Here is a 23466-nt window from a genome sequence, read left to right on the forward strand (position 1 = left end):
CGCGTTCACGGCGTAACTCCGGGTGCCGGATCCCACTGCGGCCCGTCCTCGGGATCCTCGGGGTCGGTGTAGTCGGTGAAGTCACCGGAGAACACCCCGCGGCGGGCGCCGTCAACGGTCCAGGCGCTGATCTGCACACGCCGGCCCGGGTCCTGTGTCCAGATAGCGCGGGCCGCGGCGTCGGCGGTGTCCTGCCCGCTGCAAACCTCGTACAGCTCGCAGCCTTCGTAGCTGCGGCATGCCTGGATCGTGTACACCTCGGTCACAGCGCACGCCCCGCTGCGGTCGCGGCGTGGTGGTCGGCCAGGGCGCGTTCGCGTTCAGCGGGCACCCATTCCGAGACCGGCTGTGGCGGTGAGGGTTCGACGATGCGCAGCGCGATCCGCCCGCCCTCGGCCTGCTTGGTCGACATGGCGTGTGTGGACTGGTCGACGCGCAGCAGACCGGCACCACCGTCGGTGATGGAGATGTCCCGGATACGGATGTAGGTGCCGTCCCACAGCGCCCAGCACGTCGGCGTGCCAGGTAGCTGCAGCAGGGTGCGCACCACGTCGGGGTCGACGGTGAGGGTGCCGGCGAGGTAGTCGCGGCTGCCGGTGCGGCGGGTGGTCAGTACGGCGGTGGCGGTGGCGGGCAGTTCACAGATAGTGATCAGTTCGCCGGGCTGGTCACCGGCGCGGTAGATCGCGTTCACAGGGGTGGCTCTCGTGGTCGGAGTGGTCAGGGCGGGCGGGGTGGCCGGGCAGGCGATGGCTTCCTGCCCGGCCGGTTCGTGGTGCGCAGCGTGACCACCCGCGGGGGCGGGCTTGCGCGAGATCTCCTTGGGCCGCTTGCCCGGGGAATCGGCCCGGGTTGAACGCACCACGAACATTCAGGTGGTCAGCCCCGGGTCGGGTTGATGATGGCGTCGATCTGCTCGCGCACGTACGCGGCGGCCTCGCCGACATCGTGGTTACCGACCAGCTCGAGAGCGGTGCTGCTGCCGGTGAGCGCGGCGATCACGTTGCCGAGCTGCAACTGGTCGAGGATCGCGGGGAGCAGGTCGGCGCGGGGGTCGCTGACGTCGTTGATCTGGGTGGCCTGCTCGGCGCTGCCGTCCCCAGCAGCGTTCGCCTTGTACCGCTGGTAAGCGATCTCGTTCGAGAACAGCGCCTCGATCAGCTGCTCGCGCAGGAGCGAGGTCACGTCGACGTCGCCGATCATGAGCTTCACGGGGAGCTGAGTGGGTGTTTCCCCGGCCGGGGCTGGCGCGGGGTTGCCGTGCTCGGCGAGCAGGGCCCGGAACACATCGATGTAGTCCTCGCGGCCCGGGGCGCCGATGCCGCCGCAGTTCTGGATGCGGCGGATCCAGGGGATCAGTTCCGCGTCGGTGGGGGTGGTGGTGGTCATGGAGTCCTTTCGATGTCGCCGGGCTGTAGCTCGGGCGGGCGGGGTGTACGGAGCTGGGTCATCAGCTGTTCGATCTCGGCATCGATCTCGCTGTGCCCGGTGATGGTGGCCTCGATCGTGATCCGGTCCAGGCCGGTGACCCGCACATATCGGTCGATCATGCGCAGGCACAGCTCGGCCGCTTTCGCGTCGCCGGCCATCGCCTTGGCCGACCATGCGCCCCACAGCCGTTGCAGCCGTTCCAGGACGATCGGGCGGGCCTCATCGGCGATAGCCGAGGTACGGGTGGCAGTCTCCGACAGAGCGGTCTGCACCGCCCGGTACGCGGCACCCCGGTCGCAATAGTCCAGAGCATCGGCGATCTGCTGATAGGTGCGGCCCTGCACGAACATCTCCAGCGCGTCCTCGCGGCGGGTGGCGGCCGAGGCGAGGCGCCGCGCGGCCTGCTTACCGGGCTTCACCATCCCCGACCACCACCCTCTCTTATCGACGGCACAGTGCGACTGTCACCTAGATTATCCGGTCACGCACGGGCGACAGGTCCGGCCACTCCAGCTTGCATATCGCCAGCTTGTGGCGTTCCAGCACCCGATACGGGACCGGTAGCCCGAGGTGCTGGGCGCCGATCGAGGCGAGGCACAGCGCGTCGGCCTGGTCGTCGCCGCGGAACTCGGCGTGCGGCCACAGTTTCGAGATCGCCACGGCCACGTCGACCTTGCTGGCGTGGCCGTTGTCGGTGGCCCACTTGGCGCGGCTGGTCGGCGGGCACACCAAGACCGGGATACCGAGCGCAGCGCAGGCGTCGTAGAGCTTGCCGCGGTACCAGGCTGAGTCGTGCTGGCCGGGCCCGCGCACCCCGAGGGCGGGACCTTCGAGCACGACCAGCTCGGCGTCGCGGGGTACGCGGTTCATGGTGCGGTCGCGCAGGCTGCGCAGCCGCTCGGAGCGCTGCGCCCAGGTGTCGCCCTTCTTTCCGGTCGAGGCGATGGTGCGGAACTCGACCGGATCCAGCCCCCACGGGTCACCGGGCGGTGTGGTGCGGATGATGGCGAGTCCGGTGCTGGTGAGGCTGGGGTCGATACCGACGACGGTGGGCATTGGTTGTCTTCCTGTGTGTGGTCCGGGCAGGGCAGGTGGGCGGGGTCAGGCGAGGGCGGCGCGGGTGGCGGCGAACAGCAGCCAGGCGAGGGCGACACCGAGGGCCTGGAACAGGGCGAGCTGGCGCAGCATGGGCAGGCGCAGGTGCCGGCCCGCGACTTCGAGGATGACCGCGATGATCGACATGGTGAGCAGCGCGGCGATGGTCGTGTTCATCGCACCGTCCTCGATCGCGCGGGTGAGGTCTCGGTCAGGCATGGTCCACCTCCGGCTGCCACAGCACGGTCCATTGGTTGGCCGGCAAATGTATGACGAACTCCCACCAACGCGTCACAAAGCCGAGGAAATGGACCTTGGTGTCGCCGCCGAGCCATTCACCGTCGCCTCCGTGGTCCACAGAGGCGACGTCGCCATCTGCGGACCGGAGGAGAGTGCCGGTCGGCATCGCCTCGATCTCGGTGGTGTCGATGACGCGGGCGGGTGGACGCCAGCCCTCGGCCAGAAGCGCGTCTACGGCAGCCGCCTGGTGGTCGTAGCTGATGTGCTGGCGCAGGAGCCTGTGGAGCTGGTCGCGGATGTCGTTGTCAGCCATCGGGATTCATCTCCTCATCGGCGAGTGCCATGTCGTCGGCGATCTCGCGGCAGTCTGGGCACAGGCAGTCCGGCGGGTCCCACGGTTCACCGGAACGGCCGTGGCCCAGCTCGATCTGGCAGATGTTGTTGTCAGGCACGGCGGTTCTCCTGGAGGTAGGCGCGGCGCACGCGTTGCAGCAGATCCTCGAGCGGCGCTTCGTCGGGCTGGTCGGGCAGCACCGTGCGGGCGGTGTCGAACTTGTGCTCGTATTCGATCAGCAGTGCGCGGGCCGCGTCGGATTCGGGGTCTTCGGCGACCTGTCGGCCGAACTCGTGAAATCGGTCGGGATCCTCGACGCGGATGGGCAGGTGCCCGGTGGTGTAGACCTGGTAGCCCTGCCACAGCAGCCGCATCAGGTGCCGCGCGTGTTTCTCGCGGCGGGTTTCGAGGCTGCCAGCGAATCGGCCGCGTTCGATGAGTCGCGTGAATTGGCTTGTCGCGTAACCGAAGTAGGCGCTTCGCACTCGGGGCGCGGACAGGAAATTGCTACGCAGGTGTATCAGTTCGAGGCCGTGGTCGGTGGTGTAGGTCCAGTCGTCGAGCCACAGGATTTCCGAAGCGGTCGGGTTGCACGACAGCATCAGGTACATCGCCTTGCCGATCTCGTGGCGGATCAGGCCGAGCTGTTGCAGCCCGTTGATCGAACGGACGGCTGCCCGTTCGGTTACGTCCATGACCGCGGCCAGTCGCCGCACGCCTGGCGATACTCGTGACCCGTCGAGGTCGGCGTAGGTGGCGAGGACGAGGGCGCAGTACTTCTGCTGGGCGGGCATGTCGATCTGGCGGACATGTTCGGTCCATTCCAGGCGTGCGACTGGCTGAGGTGCGCCGGTCACGATCTCGGGTGTGGGTGTCATTGGATTCCTTCCGCGAGAGATGGGTTTGTCCACAGGCGGCGTCGCTGTAGTGAGTTGCGTTGAGAGCCGGGGACGCATCTAGGGGTTGGTAGTGGTTGGTTATTTATTGGTGGGGGCTCACCGGTGAGCCCTGATACCCCTTCAAATGAGCCCTGATACCCCTCCAAATGAGCTCTGAGGTAGCCCTAACTTCAGATCACTGGAGGGTGGTTATCCACAGATGTGGATGGCAGTTATCCACAATCAGGGCTCACTGGTGAGCTGTGATCCGGGCACAATTCAGGGCTCACCGGTGAGCCCTGTTGTCTTGTCCGTGATCAGGCGGCAGGCCAGGCAACTCGGTCACGTTCGCAGGTACGGTCAGCCGGTATTCGTCGGCCAGCCCTGCGCGGCGGCTGGCACGGCTGACCAGCTCGATCAGCCCCATCTCGCGCAGAGTCGCCATCTGCCGTTTCACCGTGGCCAGGCTCTGGCACGTCACCGCCACCAATTCCTCGACGCCCGGGAAGACCCGAGACCCGTCGGGGTCGGCGTAGGTCGCCAGCGTCAGCGCCATCAGCTTGACCGTCGGCGGCAGGTGCAGGCGTTTGATCCAACGCTCCCAGTCGAACCGGTCGACGGGAACAAGCTCCATTGCCACCACCTCTCACCCAGTCCCACAGTCGAATCCCCCTCACCGGCCCTCCCCCAGCTCGAACAGCGGATCCATCTGCGCCTCGACCGCAGCGCGTTCGGTGGCTGCGCGGGTCTGCGCGTGATGCTCGCGGTCGTAGTGCAGGTGGCAGCCCTGGCAGAACGCGCGCAGGTTGTCCGGATCGCAGTGCTCGGGCGTGTGATCCAGGTGCGCGGTCGTCAGCACCACCGGCGAACCCGTGCCGTAGGCGCGCTGCCCGTGCCTGTTGTGGCAGCGCCCGTCGGCGGCCAGGTGCACGACCGGCCGCCCGCATTCCCCGCGGCATTCGCAGCGACCCTGACCGCGCGAGAACCTCACCCAGTCGGAGATCGCCCGCCAGTTCGGCGGGTAGCGCCGTCGGTTCTCCGGGCGGATCGGCATCAGCCCCACCACCACGCGCCGACGATCGCCAGCAGCCACATAGCGGTTGTGAAGCTGGCGAAGACCAGCAGCAGCGCGACGACCCCGCGCGCAGTCTCACGCATCGGTGCCGCCCTCGGGTCCGGGGCGAAGGTCGGGCAGGGGGCGTCCGATCAGCCGGAAGTAGTCGGCGAGCGCGCGCACGTAGGCGGCGGTCCCCACGGCCGCCAACGACAGCGCCGGCGTGGCCGCCGCAGCGCCACCCCTGGCGGGGTGCGCTGCGGCCCGCACTACCGGATCAGTCGTGACTGTGTGACTGTCTCCGAGATACATGGGTCAGGCGTTGTCGCTGCGGTCGGAGAACGCCACCACGTTGCCGCCCTCGGCCTCGGCCTCGGCGGGCGCGGTGTAGTCGCCGTACTGCTCGCCGGTGCGGGCCTCGCCCGGGGTGGCGCTGTCGTCCTCGTCCTCGTCTTCGAACGGCAGCTCGGGATCGCGCGGGCGCTCGATCGTCTCGCCCAGCGTTGCGTTGGTGACCTTCCATCTGGTTTTGTGGCGGACACCTTCGGAAATCGACTCGTAGCCGGACGCGGTGCATTCGACGGTCACCGACATTCTGCGGATCTCACCGGGCTTGGGGCGGTGCTCGAACTGATCGGTGGGCATACCGGTGAAGTTGTATCGGGTGAATCCCTCTGCGGTGCCCTTGGTCCCGCCCTTGGTCCCGTTGTGCCTGGTGACCTTCGCCATGCTGGCGCCCTTCTCTTGGTGGGGTGGTTGGTTGGAACTGCCGGCGGCTACGGTGCCGTCGGCGGCAGCTGGTCGAGCGCCTGCAGCAGCAGGTCACGCACGAACAGCGGGTCTGTGTCGAGCAGGTGGCCGATCACTTCGCGCTGGTCGTCGCGCTGGCGCAGTGCGGCAAGCGTTTTCGGCAGCGGGTGCGTGGCCGCGGGGCGGGCCTGGCTGTCGTCCTCGGCCTTGCCCGCGTGCGACTGTTCCGCGTCCGCGAGCGATTCAGCCTCGGCGCGCGCCTGGTTGATGTCGTAACCGAGCTTCGCGCGGTCGTTCTCCATCCCTTTGTCGCAGGTGGCGAGGATGAAGCCAGACCCCTTGGGGTCGTGGACGAAACAGCGCATGTCGCAGTACCGGCAGTATGGTCCCATCGCCGCACCGCCTTGGGGGTCATGGTCATCGGTCGATGTCTCCATTTCTCGTCTTGTGCAAGGGATTTGGCGGCGGTTCGTCAGCCGCGCTTTCGGTGGCGAGCTTTGCGTGCGCGGCGGCTGGTTCGCTGACGGTGGGCCTTGCCGAGGTCAGCGGACTGGGCCGCCGCATTCGCGGTGGCGGGCGGTTCGGGTGCCGGCGGGTTGGGCTCGGGGTTGGGGGTGGCGTCGGCGATCACGTCGGCCGCTTCGCGTTCGGCCAGGCGCTGGGCGTACAGCTCGGCACCGTTGCGTTCGTCGGCGTCGAGGGTCGCGGCCAGCTCCGGGGATTTGGGCAGCAGCTTGGCCAGCTGGCGCACTACCACCTTGCGTTCCATCCAGCTTTGCGGGTCGGTGTGCCCGGGGTTGGGTCCTTCCTTGCCGCCGCGCAGCTCCCGCACTTCCTCGGGCCAGAGCACTTCGAACGGCGCGTCGTTTCCCGTGGGCAGTTGCGCGATCGCGTAGTAGGCGATGATCGGGCCGCGGTCTCCGCGCGCCTTCTGGTGCACCAGATAGGGTGTGGTCCCCTTCTGGTGTTTGAACACGTCGTGCTCGCGCACGGCCTGCGCGTCGATCGAGGACACGAGACCGGACTGCAGTACCTGCTTGACGTAGCCCTGATACCCGATCCACAGCTGGCATTCCCACCATGGCTGTTGGCTGGCTTCGTCGATCTGCATCTCTGGCATCAGCCAGCACTGCCCGTTCACCGATGGCTCGAGGCCGAGCACGGCGGCGGTGAGCACCGCGCCGGAGATGCTGCGTACCGAGCAGCGCGCCAGCTTCGGATTCAGCCGGACCGCGGTGACCGCGACCCGTACCATCCGGTCGGCGTCCATGTGGCGCGGCAGCGCGCGGGCGATCTGATCATGCAGTCCGACAATGACATTGGTCATCGCGAGCTGCAGCTGCTCGTCGCGGTCGGTCTCGGCCGGGGGTGCCGGCGGGGGTGCGTCGGTGCGGGCGGCGACCGCCGCGCGGGTCCGTTCGCGCAGGTTGTGACCCATCGATCAACCTTCCTGTTCGGGTAGGGGGAGCGGGAATGCCGTGAATCGGGTGGCCTGGTGGCGCAGCCACACATCGGGGTGGTCGCGGCGCAACGCCTTGGAATCGATCGCGTCGACCTTGATGCGGTACTCGGACGCCAGCGCAGGTTCGGCGTCCTCGAATTGCTTGCTGGCCCAGGTGGCACCGGTGATCTTGGCCAGCGGGCGACCGCTGAGGGTGAGCGCGGCGGCGTCGCCCATCATCAGCCGCATCTCGTTCTCGGCCTGCCGCTTGGCTTTCGCGCCTGCCTTCTCCGCGTCCGCGGCTGTGCGCCACTGCTGGGCCAGCTGCACCGCCCGCGCGATGTCCACACCACAGTCGACTTCGTCGAGTTCGATGGTGCCGCTGTGGCGCGGGAACCTGCGGAGCAGCCGGGCCCGGGTCGCCGCCGAGGGATCCAGCGGCGGCGGGATATCGGTCAGGACGTGCGCATTCCAGAGCCTGGCTTCCTCATGGCAGATCATTTCGATGATCTCGTCATCGCGTTCGATGCGCGCGATCTTCAACCTGTTGCCGCCGACCAGGCCGGCCACCCACGCATGACTCGCGCCGGACACCGCCATGTTGTGCTGGCACTGCAGCTCGGCCCGGTCGGGCACCTGCCCGTCCCACTGGTGCGCCGCTCGCTCGCCGGTCGCCTTGCCTTCGTAGATGCCGCCATCGGACACCGCGCCGTCGAGGTTGGTCTGCATCCACGGATAGCTCAGCGACCGCAGGGTGCCCGGCAGTTCGACCGCCAGGCCGAGGCGCTCCATCGCGACCGCGCGCACGATCGGCTCGAAAGCCGTGCCCCAGAACATCGACTCGGTCTCGGGCTTGTGCGGTGCGCGCCCGGTCTTGTCCTCCCACACGGTGTACGGGCTGTCATATTGGCCGCCCATACCCATGACCGCCGCACAGTCCGACCCGCCGATTCCCTGGCCGCGCACGCGCAGCCACTCGGCGCGGTCGGCCCCGTACTCCAGCACCTCCACGCAGTGCTCTGCCAGTGCGCTACTCATCGTCGCCTCGAGACTGCGCGTCCGGGAGAGGCAGACCGAGGAACTCGTGCAACGCCAGCCACTCGCTCTTGGCGCGCACACAGAACCCGCCATGGATCCCGCGCCGCTCGCCCAGAGTGATCGCGTTGAGCCCGCATGCCTTGCGGACAGGGCATGTGTCGCAAACCTTCATCGCGTTCTTGGCGTCCGGGCTGGTGCGCGCGTTGCTGCTCCACCAGTGCAGGCAGGGGTGCTGACCGCACGCGGCCAGCTCCTGCCAGCTGATCAGGATTCCGGTCATCGCATGTCCCATCCGGTCGGGCCGTCCGGGTCGTCGAGACTGCCGGGGCGGGCCAGTGGTCGGTAGGTGCAATCGGCTTCGGTGCTGCGCCGCTCGTCGTGCTCCCAGCGCGGATCGCACCGCGCTCGCAACTGGGCCGGGCTCACCAGACCGATCCGATCTGCAAACCGATCGCGCCGCCGAAGAACGCGCCGATCGCCATGCCCCAGAACCACACCGCGGACTCGATCCGGATGCGGTCGATCAGCTCACGCACCCGGTCGGAGAACCGGCCGGCGGGGCGGGCGTGGCGCGGGATGTGCACGGGGGCCATCTGCAGGGTCGGCTGCTCGTCGGCCGGGATGCGCGACTCGAACCGGGTATAGGTCGGAATCGGTCCGGTCGGGTCGTCGAAGTGGCCGTGGTGATGGGGGCCGTGGTGCCGCCTCATGCGTCCGCGTCCTCGGTCATGACGGACGCCCGCTCGCTCAGTTTCACCGTCAGCACCCGCATCACCACGTGGTGCTGCCGGATCTTGTCGTTGCCGGAACCGACCTCGCTGATCATGGGGGCGCTGTGCTGCACAGTGGCGAAACGACGGATCGCCTCCTGGACGGCGGCACGCCGCCCCGCCTCATCGTCGAACAGGTGGTTTGCGGCATGAGCAGGCCACACGCCCGCCCCGGCGAAGAACCGCGCGAGGACCCCGGCAACGAACCCATCGGAATCGGCTTCGGCCAGGTCGGCCAGAGCACGCAGGTCAGCGGCAACATCGCTGGGCGACGGGCTACCGGTCGTCGGTTGAATGAACATGGTTACACCCTCACTGTCTCGTAGATGATCGGCTGCGGGGTTCACTGACCGGACTTCTCGGCGTGCGCGAGGATCGGTTCGCACCGCCACTCGACCTGCTCGACCTCGCGGGTGACGCTCACCATCGGTGCGGCAGCAAGGTATTCGGGGTCCGGCACTTCCTCGGTGACCTGGGTGACACCGGTCACGATCCGCTCGCACACGTCGTTGCGCCGGGCCGTCAGCCGCAGGGCCAACGCGCGCAACCCGATCCGCGACTCGTGGAATCCGTCGCTGTATGTCTTGGCGACCGGGCCCGTGGCCAACGGCTTGATCCGTCGGATCGTCTCGGCCAGGATCGCGGGCACTTCGCGCACGATCATCCCGCCCTCGATCGAGTACGCCGCGGAATGCTCGGGGAAGATCGAACGCTCGAACACACCGTGCAGCACAGCCGCAATGAATCCGTCGCCCTCGGCGAGGTCGGCCAGGGCCCGCAGGTCGGCAGCAACATCGCTGGCCGCAGGGCTGCCCGCCTTCAGCTGGATATCCATGGTTACACTCCTACTGTCTCGTTGATAGGTGGCCGGTGGGGCGTGGTCCCCCCACCGGGTCGGGGCTGGTTTAGTAGCTGGTCACTTGGCCCGCGATCCGATGCAAGGCAGTGACTGCATCGGGTCGCGGGACCTTGCCCGGTCCGAGATCGATACTCGCGACCACTCCATGGAGCTGCCCGCGCATCAATGCATCTGCCGCACATGCGGACTGCACCGGGCACTGCTCGGCGCAGCGCTGACGCAGCGGCGCGGTGAGTTCGTCGCGGTCGTCACCGATGGGCAGGGTCGGAAAGAACTGCTCCATCGGAACACCCGAGCGTCGGCAGTGGGCCCAGGCCAGGAACATGCGCTCGGTCATGAGATCTGCTCGCGCATCGCGGCCCGCAGTGCGGAGTCCAAACCACCGACAACCGCAGGCGGAGAGCTGATCACCGCGACCTCGGGCCGCGCGTCGGTGCGGCCGTGCAGCCAGCCGAGCACGACGGCCTGCGCGGCGTAGGTGTCACCGTGCGGGGTGACCCCGAGCCGCTCGGGCATCGGCGCGCCGCCGCCGGACAGGGTCGCGGCGAAAAGATCGCCGTCAGTGGTCCAGAGCACGGTCAGCAGCGCGCCGCGCCGCGCGTACCCGGTGGCGGCGGTGTTCTCGTAGGCCATGACCCACCCGGCGCGCACGGCGTCGGCGGTGATCATGCTGCGGGCGGTGATGCGTGGTGCGCTCACAGGCCGGGCCCCCAGGTCCAGATGTCGATGACCAGCATCGGCGTTTCGAATCGCCACGGATTGATCCACAGGGCAAAAGATTTCAGCATCGGTGTGTCTCCTTGGTGAACAGCCCCGCCAGGGTGGCGGCGGCGGTGTCGGTCAGCGGCGGGTAAGTGATCCCCGCCGCGCGGTCCAGTACGGCCCGGGCGGCGACGCGCTCACGCAAGCTCATGTGGTCGCGGCGCTGCTCCAGTTCGGTCTCGGTGATCACTGGTCGGATCCTTCGGCGGGCCGCCGGCTGAGGCGGGCGGTCTCGTCTCGGCTGGGGGTGCTCTCTCCCGGGGCGGGAGTCGGACGCCGACCCAGGCGAGCGAACCCCGCGGCGATCTGGTTGCGGGCCTCGGCGACCTGCCGCGCGGTGGCGGCGTCGATTTCCTCGCGCACGATCTCGCGGATCCGATTCTCGGTCAGCTCGGTCATCGTGGGATTCCTCTCGTGGGTTGTGCCGCCCTTCGGCGAGCAGGTGGCGCGGGAACGACCGCCTGGTGGCCCTCGCCGAGGGGGCGGCGATCCGGGCGCGGTGTCGGTGTGCCGCGCACGGAAGCGTGTTATGCGCTGCGCTGCAAGTTGCGGCGGGCGCGTGCGGTCAGCCCCACCCCGCCGCCAGGGCGGATGGGCGCGGGCTGAGGTTCGGGGTCGGGCGCGGCGGGCAGGTACGCGCCGGTGCTGCCTCCGTTGCGGGCGACCGAGTCGCGGGCGAGCTTGGCCATGTAGTCGACCAGCGCGGCTATGTCGGATTCGCTCATGCGCCACTTGCGCCCCGACTTTTTGCCGGGGATGACACCGGCGCGCAACAGGTCCTGGATCCAGCGCACCGACGGCGCGCCGGTCTTCGCGGCCACGTACGCCAGGTCGTAGGTCTCGATTTCCAGACTGGTCACTGTTGCCCCTTAGGAGGAATGGGAAGGCGGTTCGCACTGGCGAGTTCGTGGCGCAACTGGTCGTCGAGCACAAGGTCGAGATGCATCTGCGATTGCAGATCGCCGAGCGCGCGGCGCACGTCGACGAGCTTGCGCGCCAGCTCGGGAAGCACATGGGGGTGCACAGTCCACGCCGACCCGGTGAACCAGAACCACGCTCGGAATTCCTTCTTGGGACGGCAGCAGTCCTGCATCAACACCCCCGCATCACGCAGTCCACGAGTGAGGTCGGCAACCTCGAATTCAAGGCCGTACCGCTGCCGGATCAGCGCTGCCAGCTCATGCCAGGTGACCGTGTTCGGGCTCGTGGGTCGTGGGCTGGTTCGCGTGAAATGCGTTTCGATGACCTCGGCGACTTCACACTGGTAGTCGACCAGCTTCGGCCGCACGTGTTCGGCCACCCGCGAGACTGGGATCGTCGCCAGGTGCATCAGGAACGAACGCACATCCGCAGCAATCATGTTGTACGTCTTGCCATCTGAGCCAGTTGCTCGTGTTACGCGAGTGGTTGCCCACGGCTGTTCCTGCAGATTCGCGATCTGCTGGTGCGGCTGCAATCCGATCGCCTCGAAGGCGGGTTTGAGGATCACGAACGGCTTGCCGTCGACCGCCGCAACCATCAGTTGATCGCCGTGGAACTCGATCGTCGCCAACGATTCGGATACGACGCTCATACGATCAGCCCAGCTGCCGTTGAGAGATCGAGTGCTGTAGCTTCAGGCATCGAAGACTCCTTTCTTCATTCGCGGCCCTCCCCTGTTCGCCCAGGTGGGGGCCGTTTTCACGCGAACACTAGACCGTCATCCGACTTGCGCATCGATTGACACCAGCGACGCGACTTCTTGGGCATCGAACAGCTCAGCCCAGGGGACATCGAGCCTGGCCGCTATCGCGATTGCCAGATCCTCGGAAACCGTTCGGAGCTTTCCCGATTCCAACGCCCAGATAGTTGTGTGACTGCGCCGCACCAGCATTGCCAGCTCCCGCTGGGTATACCGACGTTGCTTTCGCCAGCGCCGCAGGGTTGCGGGGTCCCGCAATCGCATCCAGTGACTCCTTGACTGTCGCGGCTTTCGCCGGGTTTGCTGTGCCACCTCATCCTGCTTTCCACTTGCCGGGTTGTCAATCGATGGCCATGACACTAAGCGCTGCATTGCCAAGCTGTCAACCGTCAATCACGCCGCTAGATATGCGAAACTGAGCAAGAGAGTTGCCAGCCGCGTTGGGCGTCTTGGCTTACGCAACAAAGCAGCCAGCGAGGAGGCTCAGCACATGACAACCTTGCGTGACTTACTCCAGGCAGCCTCCGACAAGGGCATGTCCACCCGCGCAATGGAGAAGGCGGTGGATATGGCGGCCAAAAGTTCCGGCATCGACATGCGCCTCAACCGTGGGACCGCCTCCCTGATCCTGAGCGGGAAGTACAAATCGAAGCCGTCCGACTCGACAATCCGAGCCATCGCGTATCTGGCCGGCACACCCGAGTCAGTCGCCTTCGCCGCGGCCGGCCAGCTCATGCCAACCATCTCGTTCCGCGACGAAGTTCCAGCCGAAGCAGACAAGCTCTCACCTCGGCGGCGCCGCATCGCCCTAGAGGTCATCCGCAATCTCTTGGAAGCCGAAGAACTCGAACACGCCCAGCAAGGCATCCGCCTGACCGCCGGCATGACACGGGCCGAATTCGACGAAGCCATGAGGAAGGCCGAGGAACTACTGCCAGGGATGGTCGAGGCAGTGAGAGTCCGACCCGAGGACGACCACTCGGCCACTGCTCACCCATTGCCCTCAGACGAGATGCCGCCGTGGAACCCTGACCGTCAACTGGCCGCATTCGCCCCCGAAGACGGCGATATCGACAAAGACCGCGAGGACTGGGACAACATCTCGTAGCACCCAGTTGGCATCCCATGGCATCTGGTTGACACGATCCGTCATAGCTAGCGGGGCGCTAAACCCTAGCAACCCATATCGAACGTGTGTTTGAATCCCGTTTCATGGGGACTTCTTTACGAATACAAAACGATCGGTGGGATCCCTGGCGACACCTCAGCCGCCACCACCCCCACATCCGTGTCAACTGCAAAGCCGCCCTACCAGGCACTCAACGCGCAGCCTGGACCACTGACGGGATCTACCTCGACCGCTCCCTCGGCCAGGCCGCCCGCCGATGCGCGCTCGGGCACGAAATCGTCCACCTCGAACGCGGGCCCCTACCAACCGATCTCAGGCTGGCAATCCGCGAAGAGCGAACCGTAGGCACTATCGCAGCGACACGATTGATCCCGCTGGCGGGCCTCACCGAAGCGGTGATGTGGGCCGAGCCGTCGAATCACTACGAACTCGCCGAAGAACTATTCGTGGATATCCCCACCCTCAGGATCCGACTACACCACCTCACCTCCAAAGAGGTGCAGCACATCGATTCCGAGCTGGTGCGACGGATGCCCTGGCACATGTAGACCAACCAGTAGTCGATCAACTTTCGGCCGCACGTGTTCGGCCATCCGCGAGACTGGCATCGTCGCCAGGCGCATAAGAAGCGGACACATATCCGCGGCAATCATGTTGTACGTCTTGCCATCTGAGCCAATTGCTCGCGTTACCCCCAATAAAACTCGGCCGCTCTCTCGCGCTCTCCTGGGCGCGGATCCCCTGATCATCAAGGGGTCCAACGGATGCCAATGGCAGCGGTCAGAGCCCCTGCGACCTGCCGAAAACCTCGCGGGCAGTACCCGTTGCCGCGGCAACACAGCCCCCGTAACCTGCAGGTCGCGAGACGTACAGAGCTTCACGCTGGCGTCACGTTCGCGCACGTTGGGCATGTTTTGCCTGGTCAGAGGTGGGGTTCAAATCCCCTATCCTCCGCTTCGAAGGCCCCGGCCGGACCCAGTCCGGCCGGGGCCTTCCGCATATCCCGGCCCGGCGGTCGTGGGCGAGGTCGCCATCGCCCCCCGGCGCTCTGGTGCCCGATCTGGTGGACGTGGACCAGCGGCGCACTGGTCGCGGCCATGGATCTCAATAGCCGGATCGCACGGATCGCGCGCCCGGCGCTGGCCGGTGTCCTGGGGCTGGTCGTGCCCACATCAGCGCTGTTCATCGCGGGCACAATGACTTTCGTGGTGTCGGTGGCGGCACGGTCCGCTCGAGGGCACGCCGGTGGAGATCATGTGATGGGCTTTGGCCAAGTTGCAGTTGGGTTCTCGTCAGGGTGCGACGAGATGACCGACCAAAACGGATGATTGGCACGAAACACCTATTGGTTGGGTCCTTGCGTTGGCCCGATCGGTGCAGTCGGGCGTGATGTGTTGCAGCCCTGGGGATTCGAGTTAATCGATGGCTAACTTTCGAGAGCGCGATTGCGCGCGTCCGCACAGCACCGAATCTGAAACTGGCGCGGTGCACAATCCGGGGACCGGCCGCACAGTACCCTCGCCGCCATGATGGAGATCACATCCGCGAGATCCACAGATGGCGACGTGCAAGCGCCCGCGCTGCACAGGGCGGGGGGCGTCATGGGGCGACTGAGTTCGTTCAGACCCCGGTTGGCACATGCTTCGCTAATTGTCGCGGGCGTAGTAGCAGTCAAGTCATTTCAAATGTCTTTTTCCGCTCTGCACCAACTCTCGATACGCAATCTGGTACCGCCCGACCTGGCCTCGAATGTGCCGATCGCCGTCGACGGCCTGGTAATCGGTTCGATCATCGCCACCGCCTCGTTCCGGCAATGGAGCGTCGGCTGGTGGTATTCGACCGTGCTGTTCGTTCTGTCGACCATGCTCTCGATTGCCGGGAATATCCAGTACGCCCACGAGATCGGTGGCGGTGTCGTGGCCATGTTCATTTACGCCGGCATGCCGCTGACCATGCTTTTCGCGGTGCACCTCACGTTGATGCTCTGGCAACGCGGCAAGCAGGTCGCGGCCGAGCTGGCAGCCGAGCTCGAAGCCGCCGGGCTCGGCGCCGCCGAGCCCGAGCCCGACCTCGAGACCGCCGAGCTCGAAGCCGACCTCGAGGCCACCGAGCTCGAGGCCGAGTCGTTCACCTCACCGGATCCGGAGCACTCCGCGGAAGCCTTGGCAGCGCGTCAGCCCAGGCTCTACCCGCTCGAATCCATCGGGCCCGGGTATTCCCGCGGGCAGACCGCAGGCATCGGTGCACAGCACAGGTCAGCTGCGCCGGACGGCGTCGAACGACCCCAGGTCTCGATGACCGCCGCGCAAATGTAATGGCGGATGCAGCTCGATCGACCCCTCAGTCACCTCTGAAACCCTCTCTGGAGCGAAAAATGGCGATGAACATGTGGCAGGACCAAGGAGTAGATCAGTTCCGGGAAATCGCGAGCCGGCTGGCTTCGATCATCCAGAACAGTCTGGATCGATCGGGTGCGATGACACAGTTCACCGACGCAGTCGGCAACGTCGAAGCATTCACCGATCTGATGATCGAATACTCCGGTCGGTGGTTCAGTGAGACGGGCGGACGCTCGACACTGATGGGGCCGGAACTGTTCTGGATGTTGTCCGAGCCCGGCCCGCGGCGCGGCCCGGTGGTCAGCATGCGCAGCCAGGAATCCGGTGTCGAATCCGAAGTCAATGCCGGGCATCGCGCCCGAAAATTGTTGTTGATCTGCGTTTTCGAAGCACTCGCACATAGTCAATGGGGCGTCCCCGAGGGCGTCTCGGAGCATCCGCTGGTCAACGGTATGGTCTGATCCCGCTGTTGAACTCGACGATCCATTCGCTTGATCGAAAGCATCAGAGGTGATTCGGGCAAACAGGCAACATTGCTGGGCCCGCAAGGCTTCGGCCGGACTCGGTCCGGCCGGAGCCTTCCGCATATCCAGCCCCGCAACACATCCGGCCCCGGTCAGCCCGTGCCGCCGGATTCCCGCAATGCGCAGGTGATCTCGTCGATCGCCGAATCCAGCAGGGCGCTGTAGCGGTCCACGTCGGGGATTACCGCGGGATCGGCGTGGATGGAGACGGTGACCGTGTCGCCGAGGCCGTGGATGCCGTGAGTCAGGTGCATGACCGTGCCGAGCGCTGGAAAGCCGGCCGTGAATCGGGCTGCGCCGCCGCCGAATCGGAGGTCCGCCGGACCGCGGTCGACGCTGGAGACGACGGTATGACCCGAAACTCGTTCGGGGAGCACATCTATCGGGGCGTGCGTCACATCATGGTGCAGCAGCGGGGCGGGAAGGACGGCGGTCACCGAATCCTGCGCGTCCTGGAGCGGATGTGCGGCGCGAGTGCGGCGCGCGGCGAGGTCGGCGGCGATGCGGTCGGCGCGGGTGCGCGGCAGGGGTGCGGCGACGGCCAGATCCACCGACAGGTCGCGGTAGCCGTTGCGGCCGGCTGCCGCGGTGGCGATCGCCATGGGGACCTGGGCGCGCAGGTCGGCGACCGCGGCGCCGCGCTCCGAGAGATAGGTCTCCAACGCGATGGAAATGGCGGTGAGCGCCACCACCGTTACCGAGTGGTCCGGTACCCGCAGCCGATCCTGGTCGCACACCAGCATGCGCACGATATGCGCGGCAGGCGGTGCGCCGGTGCCGTTCAGGGCCGTCGGTTCGGTATCGGGTGCGGGCGGCGGCAGTTCCCCGGCCGCCGTGAGCTCGGCCAGCCGGCGCTGGGCCCGGGCGGCGGCCAGACCGCGAACGACGGTGCGCGCCATGCCGATCGGGATGCCGGGCAGCGCAACAGTAGCGGCGAGGGCGCTCGTCACGACATCACGAAGGCTGCGCGGGAGGTACCGACCGACGAGTCGGCGCGAGGGGACCCCGGTGGCAGATGCCGGAAATTCACTGCTGCTGAACAACGCTCGCGCGATGGCAGCGGCGCGGCGGCCGTCGGCCAGGGCGTGGGATAGCTGGAGCACCACTACCAGCGCACACTCACCGGTAGCGAATCCCGGGACGTCCCGGACACTTCGGAACACGTGCAGCCGCCAGGGGCGGTCGTTCGCATTCAGGCCCGCGCCGAGCAGATCGCCCACCGCGGCGGTGACATTCACCCACGTGGCGTCCGAGAGTCGATGGTCGACGAACTGCTCGTTCGTGAATTCGCAAGTCGCCCAAATCGGATACGCAATATTTGCAGGAGTATCCAGCACATGGATCAGCAAATCCGGAATGTGGACCACCCGGCCGGCGACGGCCGCCCGCAGCTCGCCGGCCTCGCGTCCGGTGTTGGCGAAGCAGTAGAGCAGGAACAGGTCGTTGCGGGTACGCGCGGACAGCCAGTACATGGTGGCGTCCCGGGCGGCCAGGGATTTCACCCGATGACCATAACGAAACCCCGTACGGCGCAGCGCCTCCGGGTGCTACCGTTTGTAGTAGAAGCCTTACCATTCTCCCGGGGGCGGGGTGACCGCGATGGCAACCACCAGCAGGCTCGCCGGTCGACTTGCGCAACAAGCCGATGGCATGGACGAGCGCTACAAAGGCGCCGCATTCCTCAAAAGATCGATCAACAAGGTATTTCCGACACACTGGTCGTTCCTGCTCGGTGAAATAGCGCTGTACAGCTTCATCATTCTGCTGCTGTCCGGCGTCTATTTGACCTTGTATTTCGACCCGTCCATGCAGGACGTCACCTACAACGGCGCCTATCAGCCGCTGCGCGGGGTCACCATGTCGCGCGCCTACGAGAGCGCGCTGAACATCTCCTTCGACGTCCGCGGCGGACTCTTCGTCCGGCAGGTGCACCACTGGGCCGCACTGCTGTTCACCGCGGCCATGATCATCCACATGTGCCGGGTCTTCTTCACCGGCGCGTTCCGCAAGCCCCGCGAGGCCAACTGGGTGATCGGCGCACTGCTGTTCATCATGGCCATGTTCGAGGGCTTCTTCGGCTACTCGCTGCCCGACGACCTGCTCTCCGGCACCGGCCTGCGCGCCGCCTTCGCCGGAATCACCCTGGGCAGTCCGGTGATCGGCACCTGGCTGCACTGGCTCATGTTCGGCGGGGACTTCCCCGGCAGCATCATCATCCCGCGCCTCTACATCGCGCACGTGCTGCTGCTGCCCGGAATCATGCTGGCGCTCATCGGAGTTCACATCGCGCTGGTCTGGTACCAGAAGCACACCCAGTACCCGGGCCCGGGCCGCACCGAGAAGAACGTCATCGGCACCCGCATCGTGCCGGTCTTCTCGCTGGACCAGGGCGCGTACTTCGCCTTCACCCTCGGCGTGCTGGCGCTCATGGGCGGGCTGCTGCAGATCAATCCGATCTGGAACCTGGGGCCCTACAACCCCTCTCAGGTCTCCGCCGGCACCCAGCCCGACTTCTACATGATGTGGACCGACGGCTTCCTGCGCCTGTTCCCGGCCTGGGAGGCCTATCCCTTCGGGCACACCGTCCCGGGCGCGTTCTCGGTGGCGCTGTTCATGCCGCTCATCTTCACGCTGATCATCACCTACCCGTGGATCGAGAAGCGGCTCAGCGGCGATCGGGCCCGGCACAACCTGCTGCAGCGGCCGCGCGACGTGCCGGTGCGAACCGCCATCGGGGCCATGTCGCTGAGCTCCTACCTGATCCTCACCCTGGCCTGCGTCAACGACATCATCGCCTTCAAGTTCGACATCTCGCTCAATGCCACCACCTGGGCCTTCCGCATCGCGCTGCTGACCGTCCCGCCGCTGGCCTACACCATCGCCTATCGGCTGTGCGTGGGTCTGCAACGCGCCGACCGCAGCGTGCTCGAGCACGGCATCGAAACCGGTGTGGTGCGGCGACTTCCGCACGGCGAGTACATCGAGGTGCACCAGCCGCTCGGGCCGGTGGACGAGCAGGGCCATCCGATTCCCCTGGCGTATCAGGGCGCCCGGGTACCCCGGAAGATGAACGAACTCGGGATCGCCGGCCGCCCCGGCACCGGCGCGTTCTTCTGGTCCGATCCGCCCGAGGAGCGCGAACTCAACGCCGCCAACGATCATGCGGCCGAGCACGCGCAACTGACGGTGCTGCGCAAGGTCCAAGACCGCGCCCACTGAAACCGCACCTACAGGTTCGCGGCCGTCTCGATTCTGGACTGACGTAGTGGGGGAGCGAAGCGGAGGAGCGGAGGAGGGAAGAATCGAGACCTCGGGGCCGCGAACCCGCCCGGAGCGAAGCGGAGGGCAAATTGACACAGAGCGAAGCCCCCGAGTCTCCGGGACTCGGGGGCTTCAATTGTTCCCGGTGGCGCAGCGGTCAGGCCCGCTTGAACTCGCCATCGGAGACGCCCGCCACGAAGGCATCCCATTCGCCGGGGGTGAAGGCCAGGATCGGCCCGGCACCGTGGTCCTTGCTGTCGCGGAGCGCGACATTGCCGTCTCCGAGGAAAGCGACCTCCACGCAGTTGCCGTTGGGCCCGCTGTGTTTGCTCTTGCGCCACACGGCGCCGGTGAAATCCACCTTCACGGTACTAGCTCCTTTTCTGCGTCAAGCTTGGAATCTTGCTGGCATCGATCTTGGCGACCTCGGGATCCATCCTTAATCACGAATCCCAGGTGTGCTTCGGGTCGCACGCAAACGCTCCGTACAACCCGTTCTCTGCACTTCGCGATGGGAATGCACCCCCGATGGCCGTTCCCGCGCTAAACCCTAGCAGGGTTCGTCATAGGGAGATCGCATTCTTTCGTTTTCAACCAGCAAATTTGTGGCAAGGTTAGCCAGCTAATTATTTGCACAGAATTAGCTTTAATTTGAGGCTATTCGATTTCAGAAGTCCGAATTCCGTTACCCAGCCATTCGCGCACCCGCAGGCGAACTCCGCGCGGGCCGCCGGCACCGGCCATGGGGAATCATGGAGGGCATGCCCCAGCCGACCCACGACGACACCGGACGGGACCGCGACGAGAACGGACGCGCCCGGAATGCCCGACCTCGTGACCGTTTTGGGCGACCCCTCCCCTTCGGCAGCGCCGGCATCCCCCGCATACCCGATGATCTCGACCTGCCGCCCCTCGAAACCCTCGACTACGCCCAGCGGCTGCTCGACGACGGCCTGGCCTTCAACGCCCATGAGGTCCTCGAGGCCGCCTGGAAGAGCGGTCCGTTCGCCGAGAAATCGCTGTGGCAGGGCCTCGCGCAATTTGCCGTTGGACTGACCCACATTCAGCGCGGGAATCCGAAGGGCGCGCGCACCCTGCTCGAGCGCGCGGCACAACGGCTCGCCGCATACGGACCCGCGCCCTACGACATCGACACACCCGGCCTGGAGGCCCGCGCGCACGCCCTGCTCACCGCGCTCGACCAGGGAAAACCCATCTCCGACAACGATCTTCGGCCCCGGCTCACAATCCCGCACTGAATTCGCAAGCCCGCTGTCGCACCGCACCCGGCGTGTGCGCCCGCAAGAAGGCGAAGGACCAGCGGCGCTGCGAAGCATGCGAACTACCATCGACAACCGTGCCCACCGACCCCGCCACCGCAACAACCGGCCGCCGGGCTCCCCACCCCGGCCACGGTCCGACCACGCGCGGCGTGGGCCGCTTCGCGCCCAGCCCGTCCGGTGACCTGCACCTGGGCAACCTCCGCACCGGACTGCTGGCCTGGCTGTTCGCCCGCTCCACAGGCCGCGGATTCCGCATGCGGGTGGAAGACCTGGATCGGGTGAAGAAGGGTGCGGCCCAGCGGCAGCTGGAGGATCTGGCGGCCATCGGGCTGGACTGGGATTCGCCGGTGGTGTGGCAGTCACAGCGGCTGCCGCTCTACCCCGCCGCCATCGAGCGCCTGACCACCGCGGGCCATACCTATGAATGCTTCTGCACCCGCAAGGAGATCCAGCAGGCGGTGACCGCACCGCACGGCCCGATGGGCGCCTACCCGGGGACCTGCCGCGACCTCACCGAGCACGAGAAACAGCGCCGGCGCGACGCGGGCCGGCCCGCCGCGCTGCGGCTGCGCGCCGAGGTCGGCGAATTCACCGTCACCGATCGCCTGCTCGGCGAATACCGCGGCGCGGTGGACGATCTGGTGCTGCGGCGCGGTGACGGCACCCCCGCCTACAACCTCGCGGTCGTGGTCGACGACGCCGAACAGGGCATCGACCAGGTGGTGCGCGGTGACGACCTGCTGCCCTCCACGCCACGGCAGGCGTATCTGGCGACCCTGCTCGGGCTGCCCGTGCCCGAATACGCCCATGTCCCCTTGGTACTCAACACTTCCGGGCAACGGCTCGCGAAACGCGACGGCGCCGTCACCCTGCGCGACCGGATGGCCCTCGGCGAATCCCCGCAACACGTGCTGGGATTGCTCGCGGCGTCATTGGGCTACTCGGGCGCAACTACGCCGTCCGCCTTGCTGGCGCAATTCGATCCGGAAAACCTGCCGCGCGAACCGTGGACACTCGACCCCGACGGGTTGTTGCAACCCAGTTCGTATCCGTAACGTACGCACTCGACCAGATCCCGAACGAATTCGACGAGGACGGCGAAACAATGACGAGCGGTGGGTACGACCCCAACCAGTATCCGCAGGGTGGCCAGCCGTACGGGCAGCCGCATCAGCCCCAGCAGCCGTACGGTCAGCAGCCGTACGGACAGCAGTCCGATCCCTACGGCCAGCAGCCGCAGCAGCCCTACGGACAGCAGTCCGACCCCTACGGCCAGCAGCCGCAGCAGCCCTACGGACAGCAGTCCGACCCCTACGGCCAGCAGCCGCAGCAGCCGTACGGCCAGCAGCCCTACGGACAGCAGCCCGACCCGTACGGGCAGCAGCCGCAGTCGTTCGGTCAGTCCGACGCCTATGGCCAGCAGCAGCCCTATGGCCAGCAGCCGTACCAGCCCTACCCGGGCGGCGGCCAGCCCGGTTTCGGCGCCGGCGGTTTCGGTGGCGGGCAGCCGGGTGACCTGTGGATCCGGTTCGCCGCCCGCATCATCGACGGCCTGATCATCGGTATCCCGGGCGGCATCATCGCGGCGCTGCTGCCCAACAGCATCGCCTGGGCCTGGGACGTGCTGCTGCCGATCATCCTGTTCGGCTACTTCATCCTGATGGAGACCCAGCAGGGCGGCCAGACGCTCGGCAAGAAGCTGCTGGGCCTGCGGGTGGTCGGCCCCGGCGGCGGCCCGATCGACCCGGCCACCTCGGCCAAGCGCAACCTGTACGTGGTCGTCCAGCTGATCCCGTGCCTGGGCTGGCTGATCGGTCTCGGCATGGCGATCTACATCGCCATCACCATCGAGCAGGACCCGAACAAGCAGGGCTGGCACGACAAGTTCGCCGGCGGCACCCAGGTGCTGAAGGGCTGAGCCCGGCTCCGCTGAGCGCGAAATGGGGACGCATCCCGACGGATGCGTCCCCATTTTCATTGCTGCGCAAAGCCCGTTTTCATTGCTGCGCAAAGCCTTTCGTCAGGACGATCCGGTCGATCCCGCGATGATCAGGATCAGGAACAGCGCGAGGCCGATCACGATGCTGATGGCGCCCACCCAGACGCCACCCAGCGCCAGCCCGCGGCCCTGCTGCTGCGTGTTCTTGAGCTGGTTCAGCGCCACGATGCCGAGCACCAGGCCGACGATCGAGACGACAGGCAGGAAGGCGCAGAAGAACATGGCCGGCACGCCGATGATCGACACCACCAGCGACGCGATGGCCAGCGAATTGGTCTGCTGCACCGGCGGACCGTAGCCGTAGGGCTGATAACCCGGATACCCGTAGGCCGGGGGTTGCTGCCCGGCGGCCGGATAGGACGGCGTCGGATTCGCCTGCGGCGGTGGATAATTCGGATAGACCGGCTGCGGCGGCGGGGTCAGCGGCGGATTCTGGTACTGCGGAGCGGAGGTGTAGCCGGCCGGGGGCGGGGCCGGCTGCTGTGGCGTTTCGGGCGGGGTCTCGGGCGTCACGCCCTCACCGCCGTACTGCTTCCACCACTCGTCGGAATCGCCGGGATTCGTCATTCGCTCAGCCTAGGGCAACCCATCGGTCCGT

General features: G+C 66.8%; 40 protein-coding genes. 9 read left to right on the forward strand and 31 right to left on the reverse strand.

Going from position 1 to position 23466, the window contains the following annotated elements; all coding sequences use genetic code 11:
- Positions 1-5: 5 nt before the first annotated feature.
- The 28 genes from ACWEKS_RS34260 to ACWEKS_RS34395 form a co-directional block, all read right to left on the reverse strand.
- Positions 6-266, reverse strand: a complete 261-nt coding sequence (locus ACWEKS_RS34260) for a hypothetical protein (RefSeq protein ID WP_452343947.1) — start codon at positions 264-266, stop codon at positions 6-8.
- On the reverse strand, positions 263-862 hold the full coding sequence (locus tag ACWEKS_RS34265) for a hypothetical protein (protein ID WP_452343948.1): 600 nt from the start codon (positions 860-862) through the stop codon (positions 263-265). The genes ACWEKS_RS34260 and ACWEKS_RS34265 overlap by 4 nt, the downstream gene beginning before the upstream one ends.
- Positions 863-879: 17 nt before the next feature.
- Positions 880-1389: a hypothetical protein gene (locus tag ACWEKS_RS34270; protein WP_452343949.1), complete on the reverse strand. Its 510-nt coding sequence runs from the start codon at positions 1387-1389 to the stop codon at positions 880-882.
- Positions 1386-1853 (reverse strand): hypothetical protein, encoded by a 468-nt coding sequence (locus ACWEKS_RS34275; RefSeq protein ID WP_452343950.1) that lies wholly within the window; start codon positions 1851-1853, stop codon positions 1386-1388. Before ACWEKS_RS34275 ends, ACWEKS_RS34270 begins: the two co-directional genes overlap by 4 nt.
- 46 nt (positions 1854-1899) lie before the next feature.
- Complete coding sequence (locus tag ACWEKS_RS34280; protein ID WP_452343951.1) at positions 1900-2487, reverse strand: hypothetical protein; 588 nt, start codon at positions 2485-2487, stop codon at positions 1900-1902.
- A 45-nt stretch (positions 2488-2532) separates the two neighbouring features.
- Positions 2533-2745 carry a hypothetical protein gene (locus ACWEKS_RS34285; protein ID WP_452343952.1) on the reverse strand — a complete coding sequence of 71 codons (213 nt, stop codon included), beginning with the start codon at positions 2743-2745 and terminating at the stop codon, positions 2533-2535.
- On the reverse strand, positions 2738-3079 hold the full coding sequence (locus ACWEKS_RS34290; protein WP_452343953.1) for a hypothetical protein: 342 nt from the start codon (positions 3077-3079) through the stop codon (positions 2738-2740). Before ACWEKS_RS34290 ends, ACWEKS_RS34285 begins: the two co-directional genes overlap by 8 nt.
- Positions 3072-3218: a hypothetical protein gene (locus ACWEKS_RS34295; protein ID WP_452343954.1), complete on the reverse strand. Its 147-nt coding sequence runs from the start codon at positions 3216-3218 to the stop codon at positions 3072-3074. The genes ACWEKS_RS34290 and ACWEKS_RS34295 overlap by 8 nt, the downstream gene beginning before the upstream one ends.
- Complete coding sequence (locus tag ACWEKS_RS34300) at positions 3211-3978, reverse strand: DNA polymerase beta superfamily protein (protein WP_452343955.1); 768 nt, start codon at positions 3976-3978, stop codon at positions 3211-3213. The genes ACWEKS_RS34295 and ACWEKS_RS34300 overlap by 8 nt, the downstream gene beginning before the upstream one ends.
- A gap of 286 nt (positions 3979-4264) precedes the next feature.
- Positions 4265-4612 carry a helix-turn-helix domain-containing protein gene (locus ACWEKS_RS34305; RefSeq protein ID WP_452343956.1) on the reverse strand — a complete coding sequence of 116 codons (348 nt, stop codon included), beginning with the start codon at positions 4610-4612 and terminating at the stop codon, positions 4265-4267.
- 39 nt (positions 4613-4651) lie between these two features.
- Positions 4652-5032: a hypothetical protein gene (locus tag ACWEKS_RS34310; protein ID WP_379437172.1), complete on the reverse strand. Its 381-nt coding sequence runs from the start codon at positions 5030-5032 to the stop codon at positions 4652-4654.
- A 96-nt stretch (positions 5033-5128) separates the two neighbouring features.
- Positions 5129-5302, reverse strand: coding sequence for a hypothetical protein (locus tag ACWEKS_RS34315; protein ID WP_452343957.1), 174 nt, complete (start codon positions 5300-5302; stop codon positions 5129-5131).
- Between the two features lie 45 nt (positions 5303-5347).
- A complete protein-coding gene (locus ACWEKS_RS34320) occupies positions 5348-5761 on the reverse strand; it encodes a DUF7171 family protein (RefSeq protein WP_452343958.1) in 414 nt (137 codons plus the stop codon).
- 47 nt (positions 5762-5808) lie between these two features.
- Positions 5809-6219 carry a hypothetical protein gene (locus ACWEKS_RS34325; RefSeq protein ID WP_452343959.1) on the reverse strand — a complete coding sequence of 137 codons (411 nt, stop codon included), beginning with the start codon at positions 6217-6219 and terminating at the stop codon, positions 5809-5811.
- A 35-nt stretch (positions 6220-6254) separates the two neighbouring features.
- Complete coding sequence (locus ACWEKS_RS34330) at positions 6255-7220, reverse strand: recombinase RecT (RefSeq protein WP_452343960.1); 966 nt, start codon at positions 7218-7220, stop codon at positions 6255-6257.
- A 3-nt stretch (positions 7221-7223) separates the two neighbouring features.
- Positions 7224-8261, reverse strand: a complete 1038-nt coding sequence (locus ACWEKS_RS34335) for a YqaJ viral recombinase family nuclease (RefSeq protein ID WP_452343961.1) — start codon at positions 8259-8261, stop codon at positions 7224-7226.
- Positions 8254-8541: a WhiB family transcriptional regulator gene (locus ACWEKS_RS34340; protein ID WP_452343962.1), complete on the reverse strand. Its 288-nt coding sequence runs from the start codon at positions 8539-8541 to the stop codon at positions 8254-8256. Before ACWEKS_RS34340 ends, ACWEKS_RS34335 begins: the two co-directional genes overlap by 8 nt.
- On the reverse strand, positions 8538-8687 hold the full coding sequence (locus tag ACWEKS_RS34345; protein WP_452343963.1) for a hypothetical protein: 150 nt from the start codon (positions 8685-8687) through the stop codon (positions 8538-8540). Before ACWEKS_RS34345 ends, ACWEKS_RS34340 begins: the two co-directional genes overlap by 4 nt.
- A complete protein-coding gene (locus tag ACWEKS_RS34350; protein ID WP_452343964.1) occupies positions 8684-8971 on the reverse strand; it encodes a hypothetical protein in 288 nt (95 codons plus the stop codon). The genes ACWEKS_RS34345 and ACWEKS_RS34350 overlap by 4 nt, the downstream gene beginning before the upstream one ends.
- Positions 8968-9333: a hypothetical protein gene (locus ACWEKS_RS34355; protein ID WP_452343965.1), complete on the reverse strand. Its 366-nt coding sequence runs from the start codon at positions 9331-9333 to the stop codon at positions 8968-8970. Before ACWEKS_RS34355 ends, ACWEKS_RS34350 begins: the two co-directional genes overlap by 4 nt.
- Positions 9334-9374: 41 nt before the next feature.
- A complete protein-coding gene (locus ACWEKS_RS34360; protein ID WP_452343966.1) occupies positions 9375-9866 on the reverse strand; it encodes a hypothetical protein in 492 nt (163 codons plus the stop codon).
- A 70-nt stretch (positions 9867-9936) separates the two neighbouring features.
- Complete coding sequence (locus ACWEKS_RS34365; protein ID WP_452343967.1) at positions 9937-10227, reverse strand: WhiB family transcriptional regulator; 291 nt, start codon at positions 10225-10227, stop codon at positions 9937-9939.
- A complete protein-coding gene (locus ACWEKS_RS34370; RefSeq protein ID WP_452343968.1) occupies positions 10224-10589 on the reverse strand; it encodes a hypothetical protein in 366 nt (121 codons plus the stop codon). The genes ACWEKS_RS34365 and ACWEKS_RS34370 overlap by 4 nt, the downstream gene beginning before the upstream one ends.
- Before the next feature lie 82 nt (positions 10590-10671).
- Entirely contained in the window at positions 10672-10842 is a 171-nt protein-coding gene (locus tag ACWEKS_RS34375; RefSeq protein WP_452343969.1) for a hypothetical protein, read from the reverse strand.
- Positions 10839-11051, reverse strand: a complete 213-nt coding sequence (locus ACWEKS_RS34380) for a hypothetical protein (protein WP_452343970.1) — start codon at positions 11049-11051, stop codon at positions 10839-10841. Before ACWEKS_RS34380 ends, ACWEKS_RS34375 begins: the two co-directional genes overlap by 4 nt.
- A 128-nt stretch (positions 11052-11179) precedes the next feature.
- Complete coding sequence (locus ACWEKS_RS34385; protein ID WP_452343971.1) at positions 11180-11512, reverse strand: helix-turn-helix domain-containing protein; 333 nt, start codon at positions 11510-11512, stop codon at positions 11180-11182.
- Positions 11509-12225 carry a phage antirepressor N-terminal domain-containing protein gene (locus ACWEKS_RS34390; RefSeq protein ID WP_452343972.1) on the reverse strand — a complete coding sequence of 239 codons (717 nt, stop codon included), beginning with the start codon at positions 12223-12225 and terminating at the stop codon, positions 11509-11511. The genes ACWEKS_RS34385 and ACWEKS_RS34390 overlap by 4 nt, the downstream gene beginning before the upstream one ends.
- A gap of 126 nt (positions 12226-12351) precedes the next feature.
- Positions 12352-12597: a helix-turn-helix transcriptional regulator gene (locus tag ACWEKS_RS34395; RefSeq protein ID WP_452343973.1), complete on the reverse strand. Its 246-nt coding sequence runs from the start codon at positions 12595-12597 to the stop codon at positions 12352-12354.
- A 226-nt stretch (positions 12598-12823) separates the two neighbouring features.
- Here ACWEKS_RS34395 and ACWEKS_RS34400 point away from each other — a divergent pair, with 226 nt between their 5' ends.
- From ACWEKS_RS34400 to ACWEKS_RS34420, 5 genes are all read left to right on the forward strand, one after another.
- Positions 12824-13441: a hypothetical protein gene (locus ACWEKS_RS34400; RefSeq protein WP_452343974.1), complete on the forward strand. Its 618-nt coding sequence runs from the start codon at positions 12824-12826 to the stop codon at positions 13439-13441.
- 386 nt (positions 13442-13827) lie between these two features.
- Complete coding sequence (locus tag ACWEKS_RS34405) at positions 13828-14010, forward strand: hypothetical protein (protein ID WP_452343975.1); 183 nt, start codon at positions 13828-13830, stop codon at positions 14008-14010.
- 549 nt (positions 14011-14559) lie between these two features.
- Positions 14560-14790 (forward strand): hypothetical protein, encoded by a 231-nt coding sequence (locus ACWEKS_RS34410; RefSeq protein WP_452343976.1) that lies wholly within the window; start codon positions 14560-14562, stop codon positions 14788-14790.
- Positions 14791-15063: 273 nt separating this feature from the next.
- Positions 15064-15777: a DUF2637 domain-containing protein gene (locus ACWEKS_RS34415; RefSeq protein WP_452343991.1), complete on the forward strand. Its 714-nt coding sequence runs from the start codon at positions 15064-15066 to the stop codon at positions 15775-15777.
- Complete coding sequence (locus ACWEKS_RS34420; RefSeq protein ID WP_452343977.1) at positions 15777-16262, forward strand: hypothetical protein; 486 nt, start codon at positions 15777-15779, stop codon at positions 16260-16262. The genes ACWEKS_RS34415 and ACWEKS_RS34420 overlap by 1 nt, the downstream gene beginning before the upstream one ends.
- 155 nt (positions 16263-16417) lie before the next feature.
- On the opposite strand, the gene ACWEKS_RS34425 is transcribed toward ACWEKS_RS34420, so the two are convergent.
- Positions 16418-17827, reverse strand: a complete 1410-nt coding sequence (locus ACWEKS_RS34425; RefSeq protein WP_452343978.1) for a wax ester/triacylglycerol synthase domain-containing protein — start codon at positions 17825-17827, stop codon at positions 16418-16420.
- Between the two features lie 97 nt (positions 17828-17924).
- Between ACWEKS_RS34425 and qcrB the strand changes: the two genes are divergently transcribed.
- The gene (gene qcrB / locus ACWEKS_RS34430; RefSeq protein ID WP_452343979.1) at positions 17925-19544 is read left to right on the forward strand and encodes a cytochrome bc1 complex cytochrome b subunit; all 1620 of its coding nucleotides are present in this window, start codon (positions 17925-17927) and stop codon (positions 19542-19544) included.
- A gap of 199 nt (positions 19545-19743) precedes the next feature.
- Here qcrB and ACWEKS_RS34435 read toward each other — a convergent pair whose 3' ends face one another.
- The gene (locus ACWEKS_RS34435) at positions 19744-19953 is read right to left on the reverse strand and encodes a DUF397 domain-containing protein (protein WP_452343980.1); all 210 of its coding nucleotides are present in this window, start codon (positions 19951-19953) and stop codon (positions 19744-19746) included.
- 394 nt (positions 19954-20347) lie between these two features.
- Here ACWEKS_RS34435 and ACWEKS_RS34440 point away from each other — a divergent pair, with 394 nt between their 5' ends.
- The 3 genes from ACWEKS_RS34440 to ACWEKS_RS34450 all read left to right on the forward strand — a co-directional run bounded on the left by ACWEKS_RS34440 (position 20348) and on the right by ACWEKS_RS34450 (position 22787).
- Entirely contained in the window at positions 20348-20845 is a 498-nt protein-coding gene (locus ACWEKS_RS34440) for a DUF309 domain-containing protein (RefSeq protein ID WP_452343981.1), read from the forward strand.
- 173 nt (positions 20846-21018) lie between these two features.
- Positions 21019-21924, forward strand: a complete 906-nt coding sequence (gene gluQRS, locus ACWEKS_RS34445; RefSeq protein WP_452343992.1) for a tRNA glutamyl-Q(34) synthetase GluQRS — start codon at positions 21019-21021, stop codon at positions 21922-21924.
- Between the two features lie 50 nt (positions 21925-21974).
- The gene (locus ACWEKS_RS34450; RefSeq protein ID WP_452343982.1) at positions 21975-22787 is read left to right on the forward strand and encodes an RDD family protein; all 813 of its coding nucleotides are present in this window, start codon (positions 21975-21977) and stop codon (positions 22785-22787) included.
- Positions 22788-22889: 102 nt separating this feature from the next.
- Here the strand turns inward: ACWEKS_RS34450 and ACWEKS_RS34455 are convergent, their stop codons facing one another.
- Positions 22890-23435 carry a DUF4190 domain-containing protein gene (locus ACWEKS_RS34455; protein ID WP_452343983.1) on the reverse strand — a complete coding sequence of 182 codons (546 nt, stop codon included), beginning with the start codon at positions 23433-23435 and terminating at the stop codon, positions 22890-22892.
- Positions 23436-23466 lie beyond the last annotated feature (31 nt).

Source organism: Nocardia sp. NPDC004711, assembly GCF_053601595.1.

Excerpts from the sequence above, each read along its gene's own strand:
- ACWEKS_RS34300 (WP_452343955.1), bottom strand. The coding sequence starts at position 3,978 with ATGACACCCACACCCGAGATCGTGACCGGCGCACCTCAGCCAGTCGCA.
- ACWEKS_RS34305 (WP_452343956.1), bottom strand. The coding sequence starts at position 4,612 with ATGGAGCTTGTTCCCGTCGACCGGTTCGACTGGGAGCGTTGGATCAAA.
- ACWEKS_RS34310 (WP_379437172.1), bottom strand. The coding sequence starts at position 5,032 with ATGCCGATCCGCCCGGAGAACCGACGGCGCTACCCGCCGAACTGGCGG.
- ACWEKS_RS34420 (WP_452343977.1), top strand. The coding sequence starts at position 15,777 with ATGGCGGATGCAGCTCGATCGACCCCTCAGTCACCTCTGAAACCCTCT.
- ACWEKS_RS34415 (WP_452343991.1), top strand. The coding sequence starts at position 15,064 with ATGGGGCGACTGAGTTCGTTCAGACCCCGGTTGGCACATGCTTCGCTA.
- ACWEKS_RS34440 (WP_452343981.1), top strand. The coding sequence starts at position 20,348 with ATGCCCCAGCCGACCCACGACGACACCGGACGGGACCGCGACGAGAAC.
- ACWEKS_RS34325 (WP_452343959.1), bottom strand. The coding sequence starts at position 6,219 with ATGGAGACATCGACCGATGACCATGACCCCCAAGGCGGTGCGGCGATG.
- ACWEKS_RS34400 (WP_452343974.1), top strand. The coding sequence starts at position 12,824 with ATGACAACCTTGCGTGACTTACTCCAGGCAGCCTCCGACAAGGGCATG.
- ACWEKS_RS34410 (WP_452343976.1), top strand. The coding sequence starts at position 14,560 with ATGGATCTCAATAGCCGGATCGCACGGATCGCGCGCCCGGCGCTGGCC.
- ACWEKS_RS34355 (WP_452343965.1), bottom strand. The coding sequence starts at position 9,333 with ATGTTCATTCAACCGACGACCGGTAGCCCGTCGCCCAGCGATGTTGCC.
- ACWEKS_RS34335 (WP_452343961.1), bottom strand. The coding sequence starts at position 8,261 with ATGAGTAGCGCACTGGCAGAGCACTGCGTGGAGGTGCTGGAGTACGGG.
- ACWEKS_RS34380 (WP_452343970.1), bottom strand. The coding sequence starts at position 11,051 with ATGACCGAGCTGACCGAGAATCGGATCCGCGAGATCGTGCGCGAGGAA.
- ACWEKS_RS34390 (WP_452343972.1), bottom strand. The coding sequence starts at position 12,225 with ATGAGCGTCGTATCCGAATCGTTGGCGACGATCGAGTTCCACGGCGAT.
- ACWEKS_RS34330 (WP_452343960.1), bottom strand. The coding sequence starts at position 7,220 with ATGGGTCACAACCTGCGCGAACGGACCCGCGCGGCGGTCGCCGCCCGC.
- ACWEKS_RS34455 (WP_452343983.1), bottom strand. The coding sequence starts at position 23,435 with ATGACGAATCCCGGCGATTCCGACGAGTGGTGGAAGCAGTACGGCGGT.
- ACWEKS_RS34340 (WP_452343962.1), bottom strand. The coding sequence starts at position 8,541 with ATGACCGGAATCCTGATCAGCTGGCAGGAGCTGGCCGCGTGCGGTCAG.
- ACWEKS_RS34285 (WP_452343952.1), bottom strand. The coding sequence starts at position 2,745 with ATGCCTGACCGAGACCTCACCCGCGCGATCGAGGACGGTGCGATGAAC.
- ACWEKS_RS34450 (WP_452343982.1), top strand. The coding sequence starts at position 21,975 with ATGACGAGCGGTGGGTACGACCCCAACCAGTATCCGCAGGGTGGCCAG.
- qcrB (WP_452343979.1), top strand. The coding sequence starts at position 17,925 with ATGGCAACCACCAGCAGGCTCGCCGGTCGACTTGCGCAACAAGCCGAT.
- ACWEKS_RS34270 (WP_452343949.1), bottom strand. The coding sequence starts at position 1,389 with ATGACCACCACCACCCCCACCGACGCGGAACTGATCCCCTGGATCCGC.
- ACWEKS_RS34360 (WP_452343966.1), bottom strand. The coding sequence starts at position 9,866 with ATGGATATCCAGCTGAAGGCGGGCAGCCCTGCGGCCAGCGATGTTGCT.
- ACWEKS_RS34280 (WP_452343951.1), bottom strand. The coding sequence starts at position 2,487 with ATGCCCACCGTCGTCGGTATCGACCCCAGCCTCACCAGCACCGGACTC.
- ACWEKS_RS34275 (WP_452343950.1), bottom strand. The coding sequence starts at position 1,853 with ATGGTGAAGCCCGGTAAGCAGGCCGCGCGGCGCCTCGCCTCGGCCGCC.
- ACWEKS_RS34395 (WP_452343973.1), bottom strand. The coding sequence starts at position 12,597 with ATGCGATTGCGGGACCCCGCAACCCTGCGGCGCTGGCGAAAGCAACGT.
- ACWEKS_RS34320 (WP_452343958.1), bottom strand. The coding sequence starts at position 5,761 with ATGGCGAAGGTCACCAGGCACAACGGGACCAAGGGCGGGACCAAGGGC.
- ACWEKS_RS34365 (WP_452343967.1), bottom strand. The coding sequence starts at position 10,227 with ATGACCGAGCGCATGTTCCTGGCCTGGGCCCACTGCCGACGCTCGGGT.
- ACWEKS_RS34290 (WP_452343953.1), bottom strand. The coding sequence starts at position 3,079 with ATGGCTGACAACGACATCCGCGACCAGCTCCACAGGCTCCTGCGCCAG.
- ACWEKS_RS34350 (WP_452343964.1), bottom strand. The coding sequence starts at position 8,971 with ATGAGGCGGCACCACGGCCCCCATCACCACGGCCACTTCGACGACCCG.